This window comes from Mycoplasma sp. 246B, assembly GCF_054353935.1.
Genome location: NZ_JBTHHM010000003.1, coordinates 18848 through 45110 on the forward strand (window position 1 = coordinate 18848; position 26263 = coordinate 45110).

Annotated in this window: 25 protein-coding genes; 15 read left to right on the top strand and 10 right to left on the bottom strand. The window is 28.4% G+C overall.

Annotated elements, in window-relative coordinates; translation table 4 throughout:
• The 8 genes from ACXYRR_RS01905 to ACXYRR_RS01940 all read left to right on the top strand — a co-directional run bounded on the left by ACXYRR_RS01905 (position 1) and on the right by ACXYRR_RS01940 (position 10982).
• Positions 1-1131 carry a hypothetical protein gene (locus ACXYRR_RS01905; RefSeq protein ID WP_458597553.1) on the top strand — a complete coding sequence of 377 codons (1131 nt, stop codon included), beginning with the start codon at positions 1-3 and terminating at the stop codon, positions 1129-1131.
• An 81-nt stretch (positions 1132-1212) separates the two neighbouring features.
• Positions 1213-2259 (top strand): S8 family serine peptidase, encoded by a 1047-nt coding sequence (locus ACXYRR_RS01910; protein ID WP_458597619.1) that lies wholly within the window; start codon positions 1213-1215, stop codon positions 2257-2259.
• A gap of 148 nt (positions 2260-2407) precedes the next feature.
• The gene (locus tag ACXYRR_RS01915) at positions 2408-3700 is read left to right on the top strand and encodes a hypothetical protein (protein ID WP_458597554.1); all 1293 of its coding nucleotides are present in this window, start codon (positions 2408-2410) and stop codon (positions 3698-3700) included.
• A 241-nt stretch (positions 3701-3941) separates the two neighbouring features.
• Complete coding sequence (gene rpsL, locus ACXYRR_RS01920) at positions 3942-4355, top strand: 30S ribosomal protein S12 (protein ID WP_435129073.1); 414 nt, start codon at positions 3942-3944, stop codon at positions 4353-4355.
• Positions 4356-4389: 34 nt separating this feature from the next.
• Complete coding sequence (gene rpsG / locus ACXYRR_RS01925) at positions 4390-4860, top strand: 30S ribosomal protein S7 (protein WP_435129070.1); 471 nt, start codon at positions 4390-4392, stop codon at positions 4858-4860.
• Positions 4861-4878: 18 nt separating this feature from the next.
• Positions 4879-6969, top strand: a complete 2091-nt coding sequence (gene fusA / locus ACXYRR_RS01930) for an elongation factor G (RefSeq protein ID WP_458597555.1) — start codon at positions 4879-4881, stop codon at positions 6967-6969.
• Between the two features lie 289 nt (positions 6970-7258).
• The gene (gene lepA / locus ACXYRR_RS01935; RefSeq protein ID WP_458597556.1) at positions 7259-9073 is read left to right on the top strand and encodes a translation elongation factor 4; all 1815 of its coding nucleotides are present in this window, start codon (positions 7259-7261) and stop codon (positions 9071-9073) included.
• 7 nt (positions 9074-9080) lie between these two features.
• Positions 9081-10982: a M13 family metallopeptidase gene (locus ACXYRR_RS01940; RefSeq protein WP_458597557.1), complete on the top strand. Its 1902-nt coding sequence runs from the start codon at positions 9081-9083 to the stop codon at positions 10980-10982.
• A gap of 92 nt (positions 10983-11074) precedes the next feature.
• Here ACXYRR_RS01940 and rplQ read toward each other — a convergent pair whose 3' ends face one another.
• From rplQ to secY, 9 genes are all read right to left on the bottom strand, one after another.
• The gene (gene rplQ / locus ACXYRR_RS01945; protein WP_458597558.1) at positions 11075-11437 is read right to left on the bottom strand and encodes a 50S ribosomal protein L17; all 363 of its coding nucleotides are present in this window, start codon (positions 11435-11437) and stop codon (positions 11075-11077) included.
• Position 11438: 1 nt separating this feature from the next.
• Positions 11439-12449 (bottom strand): DNA-directed RNA polymerase subunit alpha, encoded by a 1011-nt coding sequence (locus ACXYRR_RS01950; protein WP_435129052.1) that lies wholly within the window; start codon positions 12447-12449, stop codon positions 11439-11441.
• Between the two features lie 31 nt (positions 12450-12480).
• Positions 12481-12870: a 30S ribosomal protein S11 gene (rpsK, locus tag ACXYRR_RS01955; protein WP_458597559.1), complete on the bottom strand. Its 390-nt coding sequence runs from the start codon at positions 12868-12870 to the stop codon at positions 12481-12483.
• Positions 12870-13238 (bottom strand): 30S ribosomal protein S13, encoded by a 369-nt coding sequence (rpsM, locus tag ACXYRR_RS01960; protein ID WP_435129046.1) that lies wholly within the window; start codon positions 13236-13238, stop codon positions 12870-12872. Before rpsM ends, rpsK begins: the two co-directional genes overlap by 1 nt.
• A gap of 17 nt (positions 13239-13255) precedes the next feature.
• A complete protein-coding gene (gene rpmJ, locus ACXYRR_RS01965) occupies positions 13256-13369 on the bottom strand; it encodes a 50S ribosomal protein L36 (RefSeq protein ID WP_435129043.1) in 114 nt (37 codons plus the stop codon).
• An 11-nt stretch (positions 13370-13380) separates the two neighbouring features.
• Positions 13381-13599, bottom strand: coding sequence for a translation initiation factor IF-1 (gene infA / locus ACXYRR_RS01970; RefSeq protein WP_435129040.1), 219 nt, complete (start codon positions 13597-13599; stop codon positions 13381-13383).
• Position 13600: 1 nt separating this feature from the next.
• Positions 13601-14347 carry a type I methionyl aminopeptidase gene (gene map / locus ACXYRR_RS01975; protein ID WP_458597560.1) on the bottom strand — a complete coding sequence of 249 codons (747 nt, stop codon included), beginning with the start codon at positions 14345-14347 and terminating at the stop codon, positions 13601-13603.
• A 62-nt stretch (positions 14348-14409) separates the two neighbouring features.
• Entirely contained in the window at positions 14410-15069 is a 660-nt protein-coding gene (locus ACXYRR_RS01980; protein ID WP_458597561.1) for an adenylate kinase family protein, read from the bottom strand.
• Positions 15063-16487: a preprotein translocase subunit SecY gene (gene secY, locus ACXYRR_RS01985; protein ID WP_458597562.1), complete on the bottom strand. Its 1425-nt coding sequence runs from the start codon at positions 16485-16487 to the stop codon at positions 15063-15065. The genes ACXYRR_RS01980 and secY overlap by 7 nt, the downstream gene beginning before the upstream one ends.
• Before the next feature lie 268 nt (positions 16488-16755).
• Between secY and ACXYRR_RS01990 the strand changes: the two genes are divergently transcribed.
• Positions 16756-18696 carry a DNA gyrase/topoisomerase IV subunit B gene (locus tag ACXYRR_RS01990; protein ID WP_458597563.1) on the top strand — a complete coding sequence of 647 codons (1941 nt, stop codon included), beginning with the start codon at positions 16756-16758 and terminating at the stop codon, positions 18694-18696.
• A gap of 427 nt (positions 18697-19123) precedes the next feature.
• Here ACXYRR_RS01990 and rsmG read toward each other — a convergent pair whose 3' ends face one another.
• The gene (gene rsmG / locus ACXYRR_RS01995; RefSeq protein WP_458597564.1) at positions 19124-19816 is read right to left on the bottom strand and encodes a 16S rRNA (guanine(527)-N(7))-methyltransferase RsmG; all 693 of its coding nucleotides are present in this window, start codon (positions 19814-19816) and stop codon (positions 19124-19126) included.
• 96 nt (positions 19817-19912) lie between these two features.
• Between rsmG and ACXYRR_RS02000 the strand changes: the two genes are divergently transcribed.
• From ACXYRR_RS02000 to ACXYRR_RS02025, 6 genes are all read left to right on the top strand, one after another.
• Positions 19913-21628, top strand: a complete 1716-nt coding sequence (locus ACXYRR_RS02000) for a Na/Pi cotransporter family protein (RefSeq protein ID WP_458597565.1) — start codon at positions 19913-19915, stop codon at positions 21626-21628.
• 86 nt (positions 21629-21714) lie between these two features.
• Positions 21715-22590, top strand: a complete 876-nt coding sequence (locus ACXYRR_RS02005; RefSeq protein ID WP_458597566.1) for a hypothetical protein — start codon at positions 21715-21717, stop codon at positions 22588-22590.
• Positions 22591-22681: 91 nt separating this feature from the next.
• Complete coding sequence (locus ACXYRR_RS02010) at positions 22682-23140, top strand: hypothetical protein (RefSeq protein ID WP_458597567.1); 459 nt, start codon at positions 22682-22684, stop codon at positions 23138-23140.
• A gap of 439 nt (positions 23141-23579) precedes the next feature.
• Positions 23580-23855, top strand: coding sequence for a hypothetical protein (locus ACXYRR_RS02015; protein WP_458597568.1), 276 nt, complete (start codon positions 23580-23582; stop codon positions 23853-23855).
• Positions 23855-24568 carry a hypothetical protein gene (locus ACXYRR_RS02020; protein WP_458597569.1) on the top strand — a complete coding sequence of 238 codons (714 nt, stop codon included), beginning with the start codon at positions 23855-23857 and terminating at the stop codon, positions 24566-24568. The genes ACXYRR_RS02015 and ACXYRR_RS02020 overlap by 1 nt, the downstream gene beginning before the upstream one ends.
• An 81-nt stretch (positions 24569-24649) precedes the next feature.
• The gene (locus ACXYRR_RS02025) at positions 24650-26053 is read left to right on the top strand and encodes a hypothetical protein (RefSeq protein ID WP_458597570.1); all 1404 of its coding nucleotides are present in this window, start codon (positions 24650-24652) and stop codon (positions 26051-26053) included.
• Positions 26054-26263 lie beyond the last annotated feature (210 nt).

The following is a 26263-nucleotide window of genomic DNA, read 5'->3' on the forward strand; positions in this document are numbered from 1 at the left end:
ATGAAAAAAAATATAAAGAAATTTCTTTGGTTTTTCGGTTTTGTAAGCATAACAATAATAACTGTTTCTGCTAATACATCAGCTCAAAAATATAACGAATCAATTTATATTAATAATAATTCTTATATTAATTTAAATGTAAATGACTATAATAAATTGATTAATATGTATGTACCATATTACAATAAACTCGGTTTACGCTATGAAAGAGGTAATAGCTATTTTACAAATGAATTTGATAAAGTAGGAATTATCGAGTTAGGAAATGTCGATCAAAATTTACTTTTCTTAAAAAATCCTGATTTCAAAATTAAAAAATTTGATATTGATAATTATCAATATTCAAATCATGCATGAAATGTTGTTTCTACTATTGGTACTGATTTTGGAATCAATAAAAATGCAGATATTTATTTTTCAAATAATTTTGATATACCAGATAGGAAATATTTTGATGTGGGAACAAAAGGAGATGAAGTTTGGAAACAAAAGGCATATTATAATATTCTAAAAAGAATGTATGATAGGTATGGTGTTAAAATTTTTAATATAAGCATTGGTCAATTAGATACACCATTAGATGGTTACTTTTTGAATTTTTCAGATAATATAAAAAAATTATTCATAAATGATGTTCAAAGTTTTGAAGATAATTATACAACAGAAGAAGATGAACAAAATTTTTATGCTTTATCAAGTGCGATAATTAATTTTTATTTTGATACAAATGAGAAATTTAATCACTCTATTACTAAGAACTGAAATAATTTGTTAAATGCTATTAATGAACAAGCACTAATATTTGACTGAAAAGTTATCTTCTCTGCAGGAAATTCAAGTGATGAAACAGTTGATGCATGAGAAAATCTGGATTCATATTTCGATAAAAACAATTTCTTTATTAATGATAAAGATAATCATTTAATAGACATTAATTGAAATAATGTCTTTAAAAAATTTAAAATTGTAGCAAAAAATATTTATAAAAAACATTATAGTAGTTTTAAGTTATATCCTAATTCAAAAGACATAAAAGGTATTTATTTATTATATGACTTTTTGAAAAATAAAGTCGAAAAGAATAACTATATTTATCATAGCAATACCTATGATGATTTTAATAATTGATAGTTCGGAAACCAGTTAATAAGTTCTCGCAATATTTTTAGTGGACTCTTAAAATGAGAGAGCATAAAGAACAAAGAAAATATAATTAATGTAGGATCTGTATCATATGATAATAAACCATCCGATTTTACATCGTTTGGTAATTCTAAATCTCCATATTTGCCTTTAATTTCTGCATATGGATCAAGTTTAGCCGAAGATGAAACAAAGATTAATAAAGATAATAAAAATCATTATTCAAGCGAGGAAATTAACTCTATAAACAAAAGATTACCTGAATATTTAAAAGAGAAAATTAATTATGCAATGAATTTTAATGGTACAAGTAAATCAGCACCAATGATTACTGGTTTAATTTCATTATTACAGCATAAATTACAAAGAGAATTATCATTGAATGAAACAAAATTACTTCTGATAAGTTCATCAAATTATGCATCAACAAATACAGCAAAATTAGGTAACTTAGATGTTGCACTTAATTATAGATCTAAAATTTTCCCAAGTGAAATTTGAAGAATAAATAGACAAAAAAACAAAACTGGGTTTGGAATACCAAAATTTTTCAAAATGTTTAAGATATACAATGAAAATAAAATAGAAAAACTAGATTTCAATCTCCTCAAAAAACAAATAGATGAGTATCCATGAAAAGACCCAGAAGCAAAAAGAGATAGCTTGCCTAATTTTCAAAATCTCAATCATACATTTGTCTCTTCATATAAAAGTTTTTTTTCAGATTATATCGAAAAACAATATTCAAATACAATAAAAAAAGAATATGATAATTACAATCTATGAGTTATTTTAAAAACATATATTTTTGAAAATGATAAGAAAAAAACAATAACATGAGATAATAGAAAATTCGATGATATAAACAAGGTTTATGAACTTACAGGTTATCTTAATTCTGTTTTAAAAAATGATAAAAATGAAATAATATATAAAAAACGTTGAATGAAATGATTAAGAACAGACTATTCAAACATCGATAGAATATATTTTGGTAATTATAAATTTCTTTTTAATCCTGAATATACTTTATATATTTACCTTATCGAACTAAAACACTATATGTTAGAATATACTAATGCTTTTTATGATAAAAAAACAGAAAAACGATGCTAATTATCAGCAAAATAAGAAGAATAATATATACGAACAAGAATTAAATAAAAATCTTATGATTTTAATTGACGGATACTTTGAACACATAAAAGAGAATTTAGAAATTTTGTCTTATTATGAACATAATTAAAGGTTAATTTTATTAATTATGAAAAAAAATAAATATCTTTCTCTTTTTTTGTTATTTTCAGTTTCTTCTATTACATTAACATCTTGTGGAATAAAAAATGAATTAAAATTTGATTTATCAAAAGAACTTATAAATAAGTCAATACATTACTTAAACCAAGATGGACAAAACTTAGTTAGAAAAATTAGTGAACATAAGAATTTAAATAATGAATTTAAAAAACATATAAATTCTTTTTTAAATTCATTATCAAACTATGACAACAATAAAGAATACTATAATCAATATCTAAGTTTTCTTAATCAAATTATAGAAATACAAAATGATACATCGTTAATAAAACTTTCCGATACAGATCACTATATCGGTGATAAAAACATCCAAGCATTTTATAATCGAAGTTATAGTTATAATATACAAAATGAATTAAATCATATAATTTCCGTTGAACACAGCGATAATCCAAATATGAATAAAATTCCTGATATTTACATCAAAGAACTCTCAAATATTTATTCAACTATCTTTGATTATAACAATCCGTTTCTTCTTTCATATGATACAAAAAATCAAAATAATGTAGATTCTGCATTACAAAAATCTTTTTATGATGACAATTATTTGGATACAAAATGAAATTTTGAAAACAATTTTTCTCCGAGAATACTAAATCCTGAAATTTTTGATCTGAAGACAAATAAATCACAGGAAATAATAAATTATTTGGACCCGATTAATACATATTTTCCTTTTCGTAAAATTTTGCGTTTTCAAATAAATGATGATTTAAAACAAAATGATTACTATATAAAAATTCAAAAAGAGAAATTAACTAGTGGTTCTATTTTTATTAGTTTTAAATTTGTTAAACAAAATAAACCAATCAGTTTTAATAAATATATTCAGCAAAGGTATGCTAAAAAACCTTTATTTGAAGTCAATAAACCACAAAGTACCTTATTTATAGATATTTCTAGATATTTAGAAAAAAACATAAAAAATAAGATGTTATTTTATATTTTCGCTTACGATGCCGATTTAAAAAATACTGAGGAAAAAATTTATGATTCTTTCTTGAAGAATCAAAACATTTGAAAATATCAACAACCCCAAAAAGAATCCATAAGAATTTTCCATCTAGAAAACACAATAATTTCATCTGAAACCTTTGATTTTACATCTGCTTTGGTTTATAATAAAAATGATAAATTGAAACAAGAGTATTATCGATTATTATCATTATTATATAACGGAAAATCTGTGCTTTCTTTGTTTGAAGACTACAAAAAATACAACAAATCAAATCCTTAATTTGATAAATCATTTAAAATTGGGATATATCAACCTTTTATGCATGATGCTTTATATAATAAAATCTGAATTTTAGTAATTTTGTAGTATAAAAATAATAAAATTTATATTTTGTAAATTTTTATCCCTTGTATATAGTAATAAAAAACTGTAAATATGATACACACGGAGCAGTTGTTAGTGTATAATTAAAAAGCAATTTTTATATCATTATTGTTAATATTAATTTAGAAAGGATAAAATGCCAACAACTAATCAGTTAGTTACAAATGGTCGTAGTTCAAAGGTTAAAAAGCAAAATGCGCCTGCTTTAAACCAAAGCTACAACTCATTAATTAAAAAATCAAAAAAAATGGCTTCTCCATTTAAGCGTGGTGTATGTACTCGTGTCGCAACAATGACACCTAAAAAACCTAATTCAGCATTACGTAAATATGCTCGTGTTAAGTTATCAAATACAATGGAAGTTACAGCGTACATTCCAGGAGAAGGACACAACTTACAAGAGCACTCAGTGGTATTAATACGTGGTGGTCGTGTTAAGGACTTACCTGGAGTAAGATACCATATAGTTCGTGGAACACAAGATGCTGCTGGGGTTTCAAAACGTAATCAAGGTCGTAGTTTATACGGAACTAAAAAAGAAAAGAAATAAGCATAATAATTAATTTTAAACATAAGGAGGACAAATGTCAAGAAAGAAAAGTGCACCTATCCGTGAAGTACTTGCAGATCCAGTTTTTAATTCAGTAGTTGTTACAAAATTAATTAACCAAATTATGCTTGACGGAAAGAAATCTATCGCACAAGATATTTTATATTCAGCTTTTGAATTAATCAAAAGTAAAACTAACAAAGAGCCAATGGAAGTATTTTTAGCTGCTGTTGAAAATATTACACCACAACTTGAAATTAGAACAAGAAGAATCGGTGGAACTAACTACCAAGTACCTACCGAAGTTCCTACTCGCAGAAAACAAACATTAGCATTAAGATGACTTGTTCAATATGCTAGATTAAGAAACGAAAAAACTATGGATGTTCGTTTAGCAAACGAAATCATTGATGCATCAAATAAAACTGGTGGAGCAATTAAAAAACGCGAAGACACCCACAAAATGGCAGAAGCTAACAGAGCTTTTGCACACTTTAGATGATAATCAGAGTTATAAAATAATATGGCAAGAGATTATGATTTAAAAGATTACCGTAATATCGGTATTATGGCCCACATTGATGCAGGAAAAACTACAACAACCGAAAGAATTTTATTCCATACAGGTAAAATCCATAAAATCGGAGAAACCCATGATGGTGGTTCTCAAATGGACTGAATGGATCAAGAAAAAGAAAGAGGAATTACCATCACATCTGCTGCTACAACAGCTTTTTGAAAAGGTAAAAGAATCAATATTATTGATACCCCTGGACACGTTGACTTCACCGTTGAAGTTGAACGTTCATTGCGTGTTTTAGATGGTGCAGTCGCTGTCTTAGATGCACAATCTGGTGTTGAACCACAAACTGAAACAGTATGAAGACAAGCAACAAACTACAAAGTTCCTAGAATAGTTTATGTAAACAAAATGGATAAAGCTGGTGCTGATTTTGCTGCTTCAGTTGCTTCTGTTAAACAACGTTTAGGTGGAAACGCTGTTGCTATTCAGTGACCAATTGGTGCTGAATCAGAATTCAAAGGAATTATCGACCTTGTAACTCGTGAAGCATATACATATAATGGCGAACCACAAGAAGAAGAATTTGCAACAGCAATCCCAGAAGATCTTAAAGACATCGTTGAAATTAAACGTCAAGAGTTATTAGAAGCAGTTGCTGCTTTTGATGATGAATTAATGATGAGTGTTTTAGAAGGACATGAAGTTGAAATACCTGCTTTCAAAGAAGCAATTCGTAAAGCAACTTTATCTTCCGAATTCTTCCCGGTAGTGTGTGGAACATCATTTAAAAATAAAGGTGTAAAAAAGATGATTGATGCTGTTGTTGATTATCTACCATCACCTGTTGATATTCCAGCAATCAAAGCACATGATAACGAGCATGAAGTTAGTGTTGAAGCAACCGATGATGGTGAATTTGCCGCATTAGCTTTTAAAGTTATGAACGATCCTTTTGTTGGTTCTTTAACTTTCTTCCGTGTATACCGTGGAGTTTTAACAAAAGGGAGTTATGTATATAACTCTACTAAGGGGGAAAAAGAAAGAATCGGACGTGTATTGCAAATGCATGCCAACAGTCGTGTCGAAATTGATGAATGTCGTGCCGGAGATATTGCTGCAGCTGTAGGTTTAAAATATACTACAACTGGGGACACTTTAGTTAATGAAAAAGGTGCGAAAATCATCTTAGAAAAAATGGTGTTCCCTGAACCTGTTATTTCTCAAGCTCTCGAACCTGAATCAAAAGCAGCTACCGAAAAACTTTCAATCGGATTACAAAAATTAGCTGCTGAAGATCCAACCTTTAGAACATATACCGATGATGAAACAGGTCAAACAATTATCGCTGGTATGGGTGAATTGCACCTTGATATTATTGTAGATCGTTTAAAACGTGAATTCGGAGTTCAAGCAAAGGTTGGTGCTCCACAGGTTTCTTACCGTGAAACAATCACAAAAACAGCAGATGTCGAAGGAAAACATATTAAACAATCAGGTGGTAAAGGGCAATATGGTCATGTTTGATTAAAATTTGAACCAAATCCTGATGGTGGTTTTGAATTTGTTGATAAAATTGTTGGTGGAAAAATCCCTAAAGAATACATTAAATCAATTCAAAAAGGACTTGAAGAAAAAATGGCTGCAGGAATTTTAGCAGGATATCAAATGATTGACATTAGAGCAACATTATTTGATGGTTCATACCATGATGTCGATTCATCTGAATTAGCATACAAAATAGCAGCTTCTAAGGCCTTAACAAAAGCAAAAGATATGATTGGGACTGTTTTATTAGAACCTATTATGGATGTTGCGGTTGTTGTTCCATCAGATCATATGGGAGATGTTATCGGTGATTTATCACGTCGTAGAGGACTGGTGAATGATCAAGAACAAAGAAGCGATGGTGCAGTTGTTGTTAAAGCAATGGTTCCGCTTGCTGAAATGTTTGGTTATTCAACCGAACTTAGATCAATGACTAGTGGACGTGGTACATATCAAATGCAATTTGATCACTATGAAAAAGCACCAAAAAACATTGCTGATGAAATTATTAAACGTAGAAATATTCAATCTAAAGACGAAGATTAATATTAACAATTTCATAAAATAATAACAAAACACAAGAAATTTTCTTGTGTTTTGTTATCTTAGATATGGATTTTATGTTTACTTACAACTTATTTCCATATCATTATATCTACTTTATTTTTAGTAGAAGACTTATAAATACATACTAATAACAAATAAATAAAAATTACTTTTTTGCATTATAATTTAAATATAAAAAAGTAACAAAACAAATTTATAATGCAACGCAAATGATACATTATACAAAATTTAATACGCATAAAGAAAGAATTTAATATAATTTAATAATATGAAAATAGACAAATCAAAAATTAAAAATTTTTCAATCATCGCACATATTGATCATGGTAAAAGTACCCTCGCTGATCGCATTCTTGAAATAACTAACACTGTTGCAACAAGAGAATTAAAAGAGCAATTTCTTGATTCAATGGATTTAGAAAAAGAGCGTGGAATTACTATAAAACTTAATGCAGTGCAAATTAAATATAAAGATTATATTTTTCATCTTATTGATACCCCTGGTCATGTTGATTTTACTTATGAAGTTTCACGTTCCTTGGCAGCTTCTGAAGGTGCTTTGTTACTAGTTGATGCAACACAAGGCATTGAGGCACAAACTCTTGCAAATGTATATCTTGCTCTAGAAAACAACCTTGAAATAATTCCGGTAATTAATAAAATTGATTTGTCATCTGCAGATGTGGAAGGTGTTAAAAAAGAAATTGAAGATGTTATCGGGATACCAACCGAGAATGCTGTATTAGTATCAGCAAAAACAGGATTAGGGGTAGATAAGTTACTTGAAGCAATTATAAAATATATCCCGTCTGCAAAAGATGCTGATGATGATAAACCATTAAAAGCTTTAATTTTCGATAGTTATTTTGATCCATACCGTGGTGTTGTAATGTTAGTTCGGATTTTTGAAGGGATCTTAAAAGTAGGTGATAAATTTAAATTTATGTCTCGAAACGATGAGAACAATCGCTATCATGTAATCGAATTAGGGGTCAGAAATCCTTATGAAACTAAAAAAGAGGTGTTACAAGCAGGTGAAGTAGGATGAGTTTCTGCAGCCATCAGAGATGCTAAGGAAGTTAATGTCGGTGATACCATTACACATTTAGAAGAACCAACTCAAAATGCTTTACCTGGTTATAAGAAAATGAAACCTGTTGTTTTTACTGGATTTTATCCAGTTGATACACGAGATTATTCACTACTTAAAGAGAGTTTAGAAAAAATTTCTTTAAGTGATTCATCAATAAGTTGAGAACAAGAAACATCCAAAGCATTAGGATTTGGATTTCGTGTTGGTTTTTTAGGACTTTTACATATGGAAATCCTACAAGAACGATTAGATCGTGAATATAAAGTTGGTATCATTGCAACTTCTCCAAGTGTAGAATATAAAGTTACCACCACCAAAGGTGAAATAGAAATGATCGCCAATCCTACCTTACTCCCTGATCGAACATTTATTGAAAAAATCGAAGAACCTTATGTGCAAGCACAAATTTTTATCCCTAACGACTATATCGGTAATGTAATGGAATTATGTCAAAACAAGCGTGGGATATATAAGTCGCTTGAAATAATAGATTCTAAGCGTTCTAATGTAATTTATGAACTACCATTGGCTGAAACTATTTTTGATTTCTTTGACCGTCTTAAATCAACTACCAAGGGGTATGCTTCATTTGAATATGAATGATTAGGATATCGTGAAAGTGATTTAGTAAAAGTAGATATTTTACTTAACGGGGATAAAGTTGATGCTTTTTCAATTATATGTCATCGTGATCGAGCTTATGAACAAGCTAGACAATTATGTGTTAAACTAAAGGATGCTATTCCTAGACAAAACTTTGAAGTCCCTGTGCAAGCAACAATCGGTGGAAAAATTATCGCTCGAGAAACTATTAAGGCTTATCGAAAAGATGTTACTGCTAAGTTATATGGTGGAGATGTAACTCGAAGACAAAAGTTACTTAAAAAGCAAAAGGAAGGTAAAAAACGTATGAAAAAACTTGGTAGCATCGAAGTTCCACAAGAAGCCTTCTTATCAATTTTAAAAACTAATATAGAAACAAAAAAATAGGAGAAATATGAATAAAAAAGATGATTTTTATGAATATGTTAATGCAGAATGATTAAAAACTGCTAAAATACCAGAAGATCGTTCATCAATCGGATCTTTTGTTGAGTTAGAGTTAAATTTAGAAAAATTACTTAAGAACTTAATTTCCCAATGATCATTAGGTAAACAAGAATTGCCAGAAGATCATCCGATGATGTCTGATTTAGTAAAATTTTATCAACTCATTATTAATTCAAAAAAAAGAAATGAATTAGGTTGACAACCTGTTCGTAATTTTTTAGATAGAATATATCAATTTAACTCTTTTAATGATATTTTCAATGCAAATCGTGATGTGTGATTAAATTACAATTTCTTACCATTAGAATTACAAATTTATGAAGATTTTGCAGATAATGATAAAAGAATTTTGTGACTTGATTCAGTTTCAGTAATCTTGCCATCTAAGGAAACTTATGAGCAACCAAAAGAAAAAGAAAAATTACTTAATGCATGAAAAAATATGGTAAATGATTTACTTTTAGATTACGGTTTTGCTCAGCAAAAAGTAAATATAATGATTGAAAATGCGATTGCTTTTGATGATATTTATAAAGACCACATTCTTTCATCAGTCGAACAAGCAGATTATGTTTCCTTATATAATCTGAAAACCAGAGAAGAACTAAGTTTGTTTTCTAAAAAATATGACTTTTTAAGACTCTTAGACTTAATTATTGGACAAAAAGTATCAGAAGCATCAATTCCAAACCTAAGACTTTTTGCTAAGTTTGATGAAATTTTTAATGAAACAAACTTCGAAAAATTCCGTGATTTAATGTTTATTAAAAATATGCTAGCAACTACAACTTATTTATCAGAAGAAATAAGAATTAAAGCAACCGAGTATGCTAATGCAGTAAATTCAGTGGCAAAAGTAAGAGAATTAAATGATTTTGCATATGATTTAACCAGTAAGTTCTTTGGAATGCCACTCGGAATGTTCTATGCTGATAAATATTTTGGATCAAAAGCTAAAGCAGATGTGGAAAATATGATTGCATCTATGATTGATGTATACAAAGATAGTTTATTACATAACAGTTGACTATCAAAAGAAACAATTCAAAAAGCAATCTTGAAACTTGAAAAATTTGAACCAATGGTAGGTTATCCAGAAAAAATTCGTCCATATTATGCTAAATTTAAGGTAAAAACATATCATGATGGTTCTAATATTTTTGAAAACATTAACGAATTTAACAAACATATCAGTGAATATCAATTATCCTTATATCATAAATCAGAAGATAAAAAACTTTGGGGTATGACACCTGCTACAATTAATGCTTACTATAATCCAATGCGAAATCAAATTGTTTTTCCTGCTGCGATATTATCATCTCCTTTTTATGATATAAATCAGTCTAAGTCAGCTAATTTCGGTGGAATCGGGGTTGTTATCGCACATGAAATTTCACATGGTTTTGATAACAATGGGGCACAATTTGACGAAAACGGTAAGTTAAACAACTGATGAACCGCAAATGACTTAAATGAATTTAAAAAACGCACACAAGCTGTTATTGATCTTTATGACGGAACAGAGACAGAATATGGTAAAGTGAATGGAAAATTAACAGTTTCTGAAAATATCGCAGATTTAGGTGGATTTGATTGTGCTTTAAAAGCAGCTCAAAAATATCCTGATTTTGATGCACATGCATTCTTTGAAAACTGAGCTACTGTTTGACGAGCAATTTATAAAGAAGGTAGAGCAAAAAGACTACTTGATTCAGATGTACATGCTCCAACCAAAGTACGTGCAAATAAAGTTTTATCTAATAACGAATTATTTTTAAAAACCTATGATATAAAAGATGGTGATCAAATGTATTTATCACCTGAAAAGCGCATTAAAATTTGATAAAAATATCCACTTATGTGGATATTTTTATACAAAAACAACCCTAGGTGGGCTGTTTGCAATAAATTTTTAAAGCTCTAAAATAAGTAAGGAAATTAAACTAATTCAATTAAGGCCATTCGAGTATTATCACCCAATCGTTTTGGTAATTTAATAATTCTTGTGTATCCACCGTTTCTTTGTGCATATTTAGGTGCTACTGTGTCAAATAAATGTTTAAGAACATTTTTGTTACCTTCAACTTTAATGTCGCGAACATATGAAGCAACTGCACGTCTGTTTGCTAAGGTAGGGGTTTTTGCTTTTTGAATCATACGTTCAGCATGTCTGCGAACTTCTTTTGCACGGGTTAAGGTTGTTGTTAGATGTCCATGAGCTAGCAACTCACTAACTAATGAACGCATTACACCAGTTCTTCATTTTGTATCACGTGAATAGATTTGTTTTGGATTTGCCATATTATTCAACTCCTTCTTTTAAAATAATACCTTGTTCAGCGAGTTTTTTGACGATTTCTTCAATAGATTTTTTACCTAAGTTTTTAATGTTTTCAAGGTCTTCAAGTTTCATTGCAGCAAATTCACTAAGTTTGCGTTTATTAGCTTTTTTAAGTGCATTATATGAACGAACACTTAAACCAAGTTGTGAAATATCAATATCATCATCAGGTTTTTCTTCTTCAACTTGTTTTGGTTCTTCAAAGATTTTTACATCTTCCATACTATCAACATTACCGATAACAGCGAATAAACCGATTAAAATTTCTGATGCAGATTTAATCGCTTGTTTTGCTGAAACCGTTCCGTTTGTCTTAATATTTAATTCAAGTTCTTCTTCAATCTTGGGTGATGATGAGTTTAGTTCTCTTTGTGTATATCATACTTTTTCAATTGGAGAAAAATCAGAATCAACTGCGATATATTCAGCCTTTTTAATATCTGTATCTAACGAAACTTTGATTTGCGGATTTAGTAAAAGAACTTTATTCTCCTCAAATGAAACAAATCCACGTCCTGCACGTAAAAACATTTCTAATTTTAATGCATTTGGATTCACTACTTCTGCAATGTGTACTGATGGATCAATAACACGAACACCAGGGTTTGAAATCTGCATTTTTCCTGCTGTTAATACACCTGATTCATCTGCTACCAATTTAACCTTAACAATTTCATTATCTGAAACAATATTAGGATCATAAGTGAATTTAACCTTACGTAAATTCATAATCAAACTTGGAACATCTTCTACAACTTCTTTAATTGTAGAAAATTCATGCTCTACCCCTTCGATGCGAACACAAAACGGTGCAAGCGAAGTAGTAGATGAAAGCAATACACGTCTTAATGCAACTCCTAATGTGTTTGAATAACCTCTTTCGAGTCCTTGTAAGGTGAATGTGGTTTCATTATCGTCTGTTTCTCTAAATACTGGTTTTTTTCTATAAGATAATTGTTTCATCTTTTCCATATCGAGACTCCTTTAAATACTATGGTATTAATTATTTTTTTGCACGTTCACGTTTTAAAATACGTTTTGGAGGTCTAGTACCATTATGCGGAACAGGTGTAACATCTTTGATTTCAGTAACTGTAATTCCAGCAACTTCGATTTGTTTTCTAGCAGCATCTTTACCTGCTCCTAGTCCTTTTAATTCAACCTTGACTGTCTTCATTCCGTGTTCTTTTGCAGCTTCCGCGGCTGCTTGTGCTGCTAAACCTGCAGCATATGGAGTTTTTTTCTTGGTTCCTTTATAACCAATTGCTCCTGCTGATGATCAAGCAATTACATCACCTTTTTCATCTGTGAAAGTAACAATAGTGTTTTGATTTGTTGAGTGAATATGTGCTATTCCACTAACAATATTTTTCTTTTTTGATTTACGAACCATTATTTACCTTTCTTTCCTGCTACAGTTTTTCTTGGACCTTTACGGGTACGAGCATTCTTTTGGGTTGATTGACCACGAACTGGTAATCCTTTACGGTGTCTGATCCCACGGTAGCATTTAATTTCCATTAAACGTTTAATGTTTAAAGTTACTTCTCTGCGTAAATCACCTTCGGTGGTATATACTTTTGCAGCTTCACGAATTCTTGATAATTCTTCTTCACTTAGATTTTTAACACGAGCATCTTCACTTACTTTTGCAGTTTTACAAATTTCTTTTGCTAAGGTTCTTCCAATTCCATAAATATAAGTTAATGAAACAACTACACGCTTATCATTTGGAATTTCAACATTTAAAATTCTAGCCATTTAACTTTCCTTTCTTATTAACCTTGTCTTTGTTTGTGTTTTGGATGAATACAAATCACACGGTTTACACCTTTACGTTTAATGATCTTACAATCTTTGCAAATACTCTTTACACTTGCTCTAACTTTCATAGTTTCTCCTTTTATTTATGACGATAGACAATGCGTCCTTGTGTCAAATCATAAGGGCTCATTTCTACATCAACTGTATCACCAGGTAAAATACGAATATGATTTACACGCATTTTACCTGAAATATGAGCTTTAATTAGGGCACCGTTATCGCTTAATTCAACTGTATATAAGTCTGTTGTATGAGCTTCTTTAACGACTGCTTTAAATTTAATTGCGTCTTTTGCCAAATTATATTCCTTTCGTTAGAACGACACCATGAAAATCCTTTATTAAAACGGTATGTTCATAATGGGCTGTATTTGTTTTATTAGCGCTAATAACAGTTCAACCATCTGATAAAATTTTAATATGTGGAGTTTGAATTATCATTGGTTCAATACAAAGAACCATACCGTTTTTTAATAATGGACCACTTCCTTTATGTCCTGTATTATTAACATTTGGATCTTGATGGAGATGACTTCCAATACCATGACCACAAAACTCAACAGGTGTATATAATCCGTTTTTTTTGATATACCTACCTATTGCAGCACTGATGTCACCAACTCGAGCGCCTCTTTTAATTGCTTTTAATCCTGCTTCAAAGGCTCCTTTTGCAACATCAATAAGTTTTTGGTCAGATGCAGATACATTACCAATAGCTTTGGTAAATGCACTATCACTATTAAACCCCTGTCAGATGCAACCGATATCAACACTAACTAAGTCACCATCTTTTATAATGTAATTATTAGGGATTCCGTGGATCAATTGTTCATTTACAGAGATGCATGTGGTTGCAGGAAAACCATATAAACCTAAAAAAGCTGGTTTAGCACCCCTTTTAGTAATTTCTTTAAAAGCTAATTGATCAATTTCTTTTAAAGAAACCCCTGGTCTTATGAAATCTCACAAAATTTGTTTTACTTCTGCCAAGATTTTACAACTTTTGGTAATTTTTTTGATTTGTTCTTCGTTTAAAATTTGAATCAATACTACCTCCAGATGTACTTTTGAAAACAAAAAAATGATACTTTTTCAAAAGTATCATAATTTTATCATCTTATTTTAAAATGAGAAGCAATTTCATTAGCAACTTCTTCAGGATCGCCTTCACAAGCAAAAGTTAGTAATTCACCTGTTTTTTTATAATATTCTAATAATGGTTTAGTTTGTTCATCGTATATTTTAAGACGGTTTTTAATTTTTTCAGGCTTGTCATCATCGCGTGAATAAAGCCTTCCACCATCAATATCGCAATAATCGGGAACGAAACTTCTTTTGAATTTTATATGATAACCTGTCCCACAAATTTCGCAAGCAAGTCTACCAGATAAACGTTCCATTATTATTTTTTCAGAAGCAGTTAATAATATAACTTTGAATTTTAAATTAGGAATTTGTTTTAGAAATTCTGCTTGTGCAATAGTACGTGGATAACCGTCTAAAATAAAAAACTTATTTTCTGCTCGTAGTTTCAAAATTGCATTTTTAACTATTTCATTTGTGATTTCATCAGGAACATATCCACCTGAGTTTACATAATATTCTACTTTCTGACCAAGTTGTGTTTTATTATGGATTTCTTGACGAAAAATATTTCCGGTAGATAAATGTATTCATTCGGTTTTCTTAGCAAAAACTCCTGCTACAGTTCCCTTACCTGCTCCAGGTTGTCCCATTAAAATTATATTTGTATCTATTTTTCCTATCATAATAATCCTGTTCCCATCTTCTTATCATCGTCTGATTTATCAGAATTTAAATTTTCAAAATTTTCAAGAGTAAGTCGTTTTGCCTTAGATAATTTGTTGCTCATACGACGTGCTTTAAGTTGTCCGAGTGTTTCAAGTGAAGTTGATACCAAAATCATTAAACCTGTTCCACCAAAAGCAATTGCTTGAGGAAGTATATGAGCCATAATTGCAATAAATTGCATACTTCCTAGAATTACTAAGTAAAGTGATGAAAATACACTTAAACGAAAAACTATAGCAACTAAATAATCTTGCGTTTCTTCACCAGGACGCACCCCAGGAATAAATGTAGAGTTTTTAGTAAAATCTTCTGCTATTTTATCAACTTTTGATTGCTGAATTCCCATTAACACTGAAAACACTAACACTATTACAATTAACAAAGTAAATCCAATCGGTTGAGTGAATTGTAAATTTGTGTTTATTCAAAATTTGGCAGCACTATGTTGTGGTAAAACATTAGCGATCATTGTAGGAAATGATAAAACTAACATTGCAAAAATTATAGGCATTATCCCGCCCGGATTCGCTTTAATTGGTAATTTACCCATTTCCTTACGACTCTTTGAGCGTCCTGCTCCGACTTGTTGAATCGGCACATGTCTTTCCGAAACATATACAATTGCAATTATTACAATTGTTAAAATATAAACTAATAAATAACTAATAAAGCTTATTATGCCTTTCATTATTCCACTTTCAGCTAAATCACCTATATAATATAAAATTGCTGTATGAAACTGACGAGGTAACCTTGCTGCAATACCAGTAAAAATTAATAAACTAGTTCCGTTACCCACTCCTTTGTTGGTAATTTGTTCTGAAATAAAAAGTGCTAATAACGAAGCAGAAACTAAAATCATCGGAATTATAAAATATACTAATGCATTTTCACTAAAATACTGGGTTCCTGTAATTGAAATAAATACAGATGATGGACTCCCTGATGAAAGAGCTCTTGTTAAAAACACTGCCTGCGGATAAGCAATTGCTAATGTTACAAAACGGGTAATAACATTAATTTTCTTTCTTCCTTGTGGCCCACTTTGTGAAAGTTTGTAAATTGGTGGAACAAACTTTGATTGCAAAATCATCATTATCAAGGATGCATTAATAAAAGGGCTAATCCCTAAGGCAAAAATCGAAAACTGACGCAAACCCCCACCACCAATTAAATTAAGAGTGTTTAAAAAAGCATTATTCGAAAGTTGACTTGGATCAGCAATCCGAATAAATGGTGCTGTAATAGTGGTTCCAAAAACAAAAACAGTAAGCATTATAATCGTAAAAATAATTTTTTTACTTAAATTTTTATTCTCTCAAAACTTTCTTCAGCCTTTAGATAGTTTATATCAAAGATTACTAAAAGTCAACAAATTTACTCCTTTATAAAAAACATTTTAATTATACCTTTTTTTATTAAATATGTGTGCTTAAAATAGTAAAGATATTTTACATTTTTGTCTATGTATCATACTTTTAAATATTATATTGTTTTAATTAATATAATTTCAAAAAACTAAATTGCTTTTAAATTTCTTATTATTTTAACGAAATTTGAAAGCAATTTTAAAAATTTATAAAACAAACATTATTTTGCTTTTCAATTTTAAATGTAGCGAAAATAATTATATAATTAAAATTATGAATGAGCAATATAATGCAAGTAGTATCCAACAATTAAAAGGTTTACAAGCGGTTCGTAAGCGTCCTGGAATGTATATTGGTGGAACTGATATAAATGGTTTACACCATCTTGTCTGAGAAATTGTAGATAATGCAATTGATGAAGCTTTGGCTGGTTATGCAAACAAAATAGCAGTATTTTTAAGAACAGATGGTTCGGTAAAAGTTACAGATAATGGTCGAGGAATCCCTGTAGATAAGATAAAAGATGACGATCGCAGTGCTGTAGAAGTTGTTTTTACTGAATTACATGCTGGTGGAAAATTCGATTCAAGTGCTTATAAAACATCAGGTGGTTTACACGGTGTTGGTTCAAGTGTTACCAATGCTTTGTCAACTCAATTAATAGCAACTGTAGCAAGAAATGGTAAATTATATCGCACTGTTTTCGAAGGTGATAATATTAAAGAGCGAACCCATGAAGTAGGAAAGAGCAAGGAGACAGGGACATCGGTTGAATTTTGACCCGATTATCATTTCTTTAAACGTGCTAAATTAAATATAGATACAATTTCTGAACGTTTAAAGGAAAGTGCTTTTTTAATCTCTAATTTAGAAATTAGAGTTGTTGATGAAAACATCGGTTTTGATGAAACTTATCAGTATAATAATGGTATTCAAGCATTTATTGATTTTCTAAATGATTCCAAAACACCTTTAACTAAGGCGATTTCGTTTAAAGACACCAAAAAAGATATTGAAGTTGAATTTGGTTTTCAATGAACTGATTCCTATTCGAATTTGTTATTAAGTTTCGTTAATAATGTTAAAACTCGCGATGGTGGTAGTCACGAAATTGGATTACGTAATGCTTTTAACAAAATAGTTAATGAATACGCCTTGAAAGAAGGTTTTTTAAAAGGCAAAAACATCTTTGATTCCGAAGAAATCAAGGAGGGCCTTACTTGTGTTATTTCGCTCAAAATTCCTGAACATCTTTTAGAATTTGTTGGACAAACAAAAGACAAATTAGGAACACCTGAAGCAAAGAATATTAGTGAAGAAATTGTTTCAAAATACTTGCAAAAATGAATTGAAGATAATAAAAATCAATTTAAGAAAGTTTTGGAAAAAATTAAACGTGCATATGAAATCCGACTTGAAGAACGTAAGCGTCGCGATGAAGCAAGACAATCTAAGAAGTCACTAAAAGAAAAAAGTATTATAAGTGACAAATTAACTCCAGCGACATCAAAAAAGGCTTCTGAAAGAGAGTTATTTATTGTCGAAGGCGATTCAGCAGGGGGATCTGCTAAAAGTGGTCGTGATCGTCGTTATCAAGCGATTTTGCCTCTGCGCGGAAAGGTTATAAATTCTGAAAAGAAAAGTATTATTGATTTACTTAAAAATAATGAAATAGCAACTATTATCAATGCAATTGGTGCTGGTTTTGCCATGGATTTTGATTTAAATAAATGCAATTACAATAAAATAGTTATTATGACGGATGCTGACACCGATGGGGCACATATTCAAATTTTATTACTTACTTTTTTTTACCGTTTTATGAAACCTTTAATTGAAGCAGGTAAAGTTTATATCGCAATTCCTCCGTTATATAAAATTACTAATAAAAGCAAAAAAAACATTTTATATGCTTGAGATGAAAATGATTTAAGAGATATATTAACAAAACAAAAAGGTGCTATCGAACTACAAAGATATAAAGGGCTCGGTGAGATGAATGCTGATCAATTATGAGAAACTACAATGAATCCACAAACACGTACATTAATTAAAATTAGTATCGAAGATGCTTCACTTGCTGAAAGAAGGGTTTCAATTTTAATGGGTGAAGATTCATCGAAACGCAAGCAGTGAATTGATAGTAACATTGATTTTTCAGAAGAAGATTTGGATTTTATAGAAAAAATGGAAAAAATAACAAAAAAACACTAAAAATTTACTTATTTTGTTATTTATTATGATATATAAATATTTTTTGTTGTATAATAAAATTCCTAAGTGTATTGTCAAATGTGCTTAGGATTCATTATTGATATCAAAATACTTAATACTTAGTAAAATCAAAATATTCATTTAAATATCAAATCTATGTTCTATTATTTTATTCGTAAATTTTCATTTAAATTTTTACTCAATAATTCATAAAATTATTTAGTTTATTTATGTTCTCTCTTTTCATTCAGTTTTCGTTAACAAAATTTCTCTTTCATTATTCTTTGTTATCTCGTTATAATTTTTCACATAATTTAATTTCTTTCTTATATTTTGTTTAAACTCTATATAATATAAATTGAAAACTGTAAATTAAAAATTTTAAAAGTAGTCAAATTTTTGACTACTTTTTTATACATATAAATAACTACCTTCTAAGTTTTATAACATCTTTTCAAACATACGGAATAGAATTTGGTGTACTTCTAAGTTTTGTAATATATACAATATGATTATCTTTGTTTATTTGTGTCATAGAAAACTTTTCAATATCCAACTTGTATTTAACTTGTTTAAAAGCAAATTCTGCATCTTCTACTTCTTTTAAAACATTTTTACCCTTTATCAATATCATTTTTCCACCAACTCTGATAAGGTGAAAGGCAACTAAAATTAATGTTTGGATATCTGCAACAGCACGGGCTGTTACAATATCGTATATATTTTTTTGTTTTTGTTCCTCAACTCGTTTTTTATAAACTTTAATATTAGTGATATTTAATTCTTTAATAACAAGATTTAAAAAATCACAACGTTTTGTTAGTGGTTCATAGATATCAAGTTGAAAATTAGAATTTAAGTTAGCAATAAAATAAGGAACTGATGGAAAACCTACACCTGCACCGATATCTAATACATTGCATTTATCAAACACTTTCATTATTTTGTCCATAAATGCTAGGGATTCCAGGATCCCTTCACTTCATAAACGATCATCGGAAAAACCCGTTAAGTTCATTACTTTATTTTTTTCTTCTATTAAATTGACATATTTATCAAGTTTTTCAAAGTCTCAACCTTTTTGATAACACAACTTTTGCACATATTCTTTTGAATCCATAATAATATTTTAACTTATTCAAAGTTTCTTTGTATTAAATTTTCAAATTATAAAATTTTATTATAATATCAAAAAAAGATATTTGAAAGGACAGTTATGAAATTTGATACAATTTCGCTTGCAATCGTCTTTGCTTTAGCATCCTTGGCTTTATTTATTTATGCAACTAAAAAGTTATCTACATCATTAAAAAGTATCGGTGATTCAAAATTTCGTAAGGTGATAAAATTTATAACTAAAAATAACTATATTGCTTTGCTGGTAGGGATTCTATTCACAACTTTTATCCAATCTTCGGATGGTGCAATCGCATTAATAATGGGACTTTTAGCAGCACGATTTATAAGTTTAAGAGCAGCTATTGCCTTTTTACTCGGTGCAAATATAGGAACTGCAACAACATCCTTGATCGTTTCATTTCAATCAAGTTTTAAATTTACTGAATACTTTATTTTATTTATGGTTATCGGAGTGTTTGGTTCATTACTCACCAAAAAAGATAGATGACAAAACATTTTTTTGCTAGCAATAGCAATAGGAATGGTATTTTTATCACTAAAAATAATGTCATCTGCAGCAAAAGAAATTGTAAAACAAGATTTCTTTAAGAAAACCTTGTCTGTTGCTGGAGCAAATCCATGATCAGCATTCTTGTTTTCTTTTGTTCTTACTGGGATTTTACAATCTTCTAGTGCAACTGTTACTTTATATCAAATTGTCTTTAAAGAGCAAGATACATTACAAATTTATTCAGCTATCGCCTTAGTTCTTGGTGCTAATTTAGGAACAACCATAACCGGTTTAATAGTTTCTTTCACATCTAAAAATAATAATTCTAAGAAAATTGCTATCTTATGAGGATTTACTAATTTATCAATTGCCTTACTTATCTTACCTTTCTTATATCCTTTGACTTATTATGCAGACTTTATATTATTAATGGCACCCACACAAAAGGCCTTGCAATTATCCTTGGCTCACTTGTTCTTTAACTTTATCCTAGTTGGTATTTTCTTTTGGTTAATTAAATATCTTGAATTATTTGTAAATAAGATTATAAAAGATAAAAATATAAACAAAGAATTTGAAATTATTCTGCCTGCTCAACTGATTAATGAAAACCCATCATTGGCACTAAAGGCTGCTAAAAATGCCTTGTATACCCAAGGTAAAATTTCTCAAAAAGGAATGAAATTGCTTTGAGAATATATAAAAAGTGGAGATCAAAAAATTTTGAAGGAATACCATCACTTGGAAGAAGTTATTGATAATACACGGACATTAATATATAACTATTTAGTTCAGCTTAACAGTCGCAATTTGAATAACGACGATGCTAAGTTACATTTATCATTAATTCTTTCAAGTCGTTCAGTTGACAAAATAATGGGATTAGGAAACGATGTTATCTTAGAGTTAAATAAAACTTATATATCAAAATCAACACAAAAATTCGACTTAGATAGCGAAATAATAACTGAAATAAGTCAATTAGTAGAATCTTTGCAGACTTTGTTAAAAAATTCAATCAGACAATTAGAAAACCAAACTGATGAAAGAAGTAATTTTATTGATAAACTATACACAAATATTAATAGTTTATCGGATGAATTCACTAAAGTAAATGTTGAACGTTTGAAAACACAAAATGGACAAAAGCAACTTGATAAAGATTTTGATTATGGTATTTTATTGAGAACCATTGAAAGAATTGCACATCACTGTCAAAGAATAAATCATTATATTAAAAACACTAGACTTAATATTTATGATATTTCACTTGATGAACAAAAAAACTTTGTTGATGTTTAGGGAATTTGCATATTTTATATGCTTTTGTATTTTTCGTTTTATCAGAATAATTGTGTAAAATTATATCAAGTCAAAAAGGAGATGAAATGAGTAGAACATTGATAAAATTAGGTGATCCTATAACAGGTTTATCAGGTGTTATAGGTATTCCGGTTCAAAGTTATAATATCCCTCCTAATTATCACAAAATAATAGATGCAAGGTTAGAAAGCACGGGATATGATAATGAATTAAAAAAAGAAAAAAATAATCATATTCTTGAAATGACTGGTGAATTATATTTATTTGAAAAATCACTTCCTGACTTTCTTAATTCAAGCATGTCATTAAATGAACTAATGAGTAAGGTAAGTAAAAAAAATTTCAGCAAACTATTAAACAAATATGTAAGAAGATTAGTAGATGATAAAGTTATTTCAAGTAGTGATGCAAATTTAATTACAAACCAAAGTCCAAAAAAATTTAATGAAATGTATGATAAATTTCTTGGTGAATTAAGACTTTCTGTCGATAAATTGAAGCTACAGATACAAGAAAATATTAAGAAAGAAAAAAGAATAAGAAAAATTAATAGGGTATCTCTAGATGATGAAAAAGGATATAAAATAAATATTGAAGATGATATAGAAAATTCAAAAAAAATAACTATTAGGTTCTTTGAGGTTGAGAAAAAAATAGAGCAAATAAAACCTATTTTGAAACTCTTGAATGAGGGGGTTAAAAGTACTAATGATATATTATTAAAATTAAATTCTGCTTATCTTTCTCTTGCTGTTACTTCTACATTATCAGGAATTGTAGCATTTTTTATTCCAGTTGTTGGTGCTGTTTTAGGTGCTGGTTCTGCTTTTTCATTAATTGTTCTAACAGGGGTTATAATTTATTTTAAGACAAGAAAACAGAATTTTTTAGATAAAAATGCAGCATTAAAAAAAAATAATTTCACTTGATGATGGATCTAATGTTGAAGAATCAAAAATATCTTATTTCTATGATGCATACGACTTTGCATCTAATGGATGAAAAATAACAGACAATATTTTTAAATTAGTAATGTATTTTAAAAGTAAAATTTCAAATGCTATTAAGGATATGCTAGAATTTTCATTACCTTCTTTGGAATCATTAGGGATTGATGGCTTATCAATAATACTTGCATTAGGTGATAGAACACAAATACAAAGAGAAAATGATATTATAAATAATTATACAAGTGATTTAAAGAAGACATTAGATTCGCTATATAATGAATTAAATAACATAAAAAAAGTAGAATGAGTTGTAATAAAAGAGACACCTAAAAACGATTCATATAATCATGGCGGAAAAGGTGGAAGAAATTTAGTCTTCAAAAACCTTGAAACTGGTCAAATCCTTACAATTAATGAAATGTTACAACAAACAGACTTGCAACTATATAAATGGGGACTAAAAAAAGTATATAACCCTGCTCGAAAAGTAACATATATAAGAAAATTACCAAATAAAACAAAGTTAGATAATTTAGGTTAATATGTTTTTATTATTTCTTTCTCTCCTAATACTTCCTGCAATATTACCACTTAGTATGGTATTAATTCTTATTATTTATAAATATTGTTTTCAAATTTTCTTTTATATCCTTAATGATACATACAAAAGACATCAAATGTTACACACAAATAAATACCATATTCATTTTGTGCATGGTTGATATTTAATGAATAAGAAAATAAATAAGTTAGTGATACTTCATATTATTTTGTTTTTATTTACATTTTTACTTCACTCAGGAGCAATCATTGCAACTTTTATGTTAGTTCCTTATTTGCAAGAAGATTTCATAAATTTATTTTACTCACTTATTCCACCAGCACTTTTAATAACTATTGCATCTGTTTTGATTTTTTACATTATATTCGTTCGAAATATGTATATATCTATAAAATCAAAGTCATATTTCAATACAATAATGAAATCAACAAAAATAACTTATGACAATATGTTAAATGATGAATTTAAAAATAATGGATTACTACCCCTTAATTACATTGTTATATATGATATTATAGCAATGTGAAATATAATTAATATTAAAAAGCTTAAAAAGATTTTTAAAGAAGATACATATTACATTCTAGCTTTTTATATTTATGATATGGATAAATCAGAAAAAAGTGAGTACATAGATAACTATCAAGGTTTTTTCTACAACTATGTAAATTATTTTAATAAGGATGATGTCTAATGTTTGTATGAGCAATTATTAATATTTTTCTTGCTTTAGCTACCATCTATATTTCATTATATTCTTATTTTGTTCTTAGATTCTTTACTATAAACTTTAAATTTATAATCAAGAAAACTAACATTTTAATAAAGATTAAGCATACAAAAACACATTACACATTCAAATATGGTGCATTAGCTTTTTTGAAATGACAAAGAATCACACATCTTTTCTTTGTTTTTTTAAGTTTTTTCTTAATTATTTTGATTACTATAAATGCGCTTCTTGTAATTAAATTTAACAGTAGTAAGCTATCAGTAAGTGCAGAAGCACTTTTATATATTAATATAACCTATATACCTCACTTTTTACTTTGTTTTATTTGTAGCATTCTATTTATTAAACTTAGAATCAATCGCACAAATATTATTTATAAACTTATTGATAAATTTGAATTCACCTTTGATGATTATTTTCTTCCTAAAAAAACACCAAAGTTAAACAAAAGAAACGAAACTTTTTTTGATTTTTATCATTTAAAAGGTAGAATGGTTGTTTTAAACATATATCCATTAAGAATATTTATAAAATCAAAATTAGATGTTATAAATATTCATTATTTTATGATTTGAGGTTATCATTTTGATGAAGTCAATAAAGGAAACTATATTTGAGAAGGGTTATATGCACAATTTTGAAATTATAAGAAGACATCTATTATTTGACAATAATTCTTTCAGAAACTTTTAAATATATACATAGATTGATAGGTTGTCTTAAATATTTTCATAAAATTTATATAAGGAGTTAAAATGAAGAAAATATTATTAAATTTAGGTGATCCGATTGCTAGTTTAAGCAGTATTACAAATATGCCAGTATACGAATATAAAATAAATCATAATCCTGAAAATATGAATCAATCAAATACAGGAATTAATACATTTATTGATTATGAATATTTAATGAAAACAATTGATGAAAAGTTGTTTACAAACAAATTAAATGGTGACAATTTCTTTCGTTTCTTAAATTCTGAAAAAAAGAACAAAAGTTTAAAAAATTTAATTTCTTTTCAAGATTTTAAGAAAATGTTTGACTATTATATTGTAAATCTGAAAAAGAGTGGAAAAATTGCTCCATACCAAGAAAAAGAAATCATAGATTATAATATTCATCAAATATATTCAAAATTTATAGAAGAATTCGAAATTTCTGTTAATTCTATTGTTAATGATATTACAAAGAAAATAAAAAAAGTTAAAGTAAAATCTAACATAAAAAGAGTTCTAATAAATAATGATTTGAGATATACTATAAATATAGACCAAAATGAAGTTAATTCAAAAAAACTAAACATTAAATTTCATGAATTAGAAGCCGAAGCAGAAAATATTAAGGAAGTTTATTCTATAATAGAAAATAACATTAATTCAATACAATCTAAAATAAAAAATGCAACAATAGCATCAATAGCAACGACAGCTGCTTCTGTGTTATCATCAGTATTATCTTTTTTCTTTCCGTTTATTTTTGCTTTTGTTAGTGTAGGCACTTCTGTGGTATCTCTAGGAATAACATTTTATATAGACTCACTTAAAAATCAAAAAGAAGCTTTATTATCAAAAAAAGAATTTATAAATAAATTGCTTAACATAAAATCTAACACAACCTCACATGATGACTGATACACAGCTTTTAATTATATATGGGGTGTCACTAACGGTATAACTGGTAATGTATTTAGAATTGCAATGAATTATAAAAAATTAAAATCTGTTGGTAGTTTTGCATCAAAACTTGTTAAAGCAATACCATCCATTACTTTTACAGGAATTGATCTTGCTTCATTAGGTGTTAGTATAGATGAATTAAACAAACTTAATAAAGAAACAGAAGAAATTCAAAAGTTTTTGTTAAATCTTACAAGTAAATTAAATGAAATCGACAAATACTTAGATGATATTAGAAAAATTGAATGAGTTGTAATGAAAGAAACTGTTCAAACAGATTCTTATGAAAATGGTGGAACAGGGGGTAGAAATCTATTATTTAAGAATTTAAAAACAGGTGAATTTAAAACTATTGATCAGATGCTTAGTGTTTCAGAATGACAACTGTATGAATGAGGACTTCAAAAAGTATATAATCCTGCTAAAAACATATGGTATATAAGAAAATTACCAAATAAGACTAAACTAGATAATCTAGGATAAATATGTGATTTTTAGCAATTTTACTTATTTCTGTTTTTATGTATTTCCTTATAAATCCAATTATTTTTTCTGTTGTATATTACTTTAGATTAAATATTTTTTATTATATTTTAATAGATACATATAAAAGAGACATTGAATCCAATAAAAATTATCATATTCACTTTATAAACGGGTGAAATATTATAAAAATTCAAACAAAGCAATACA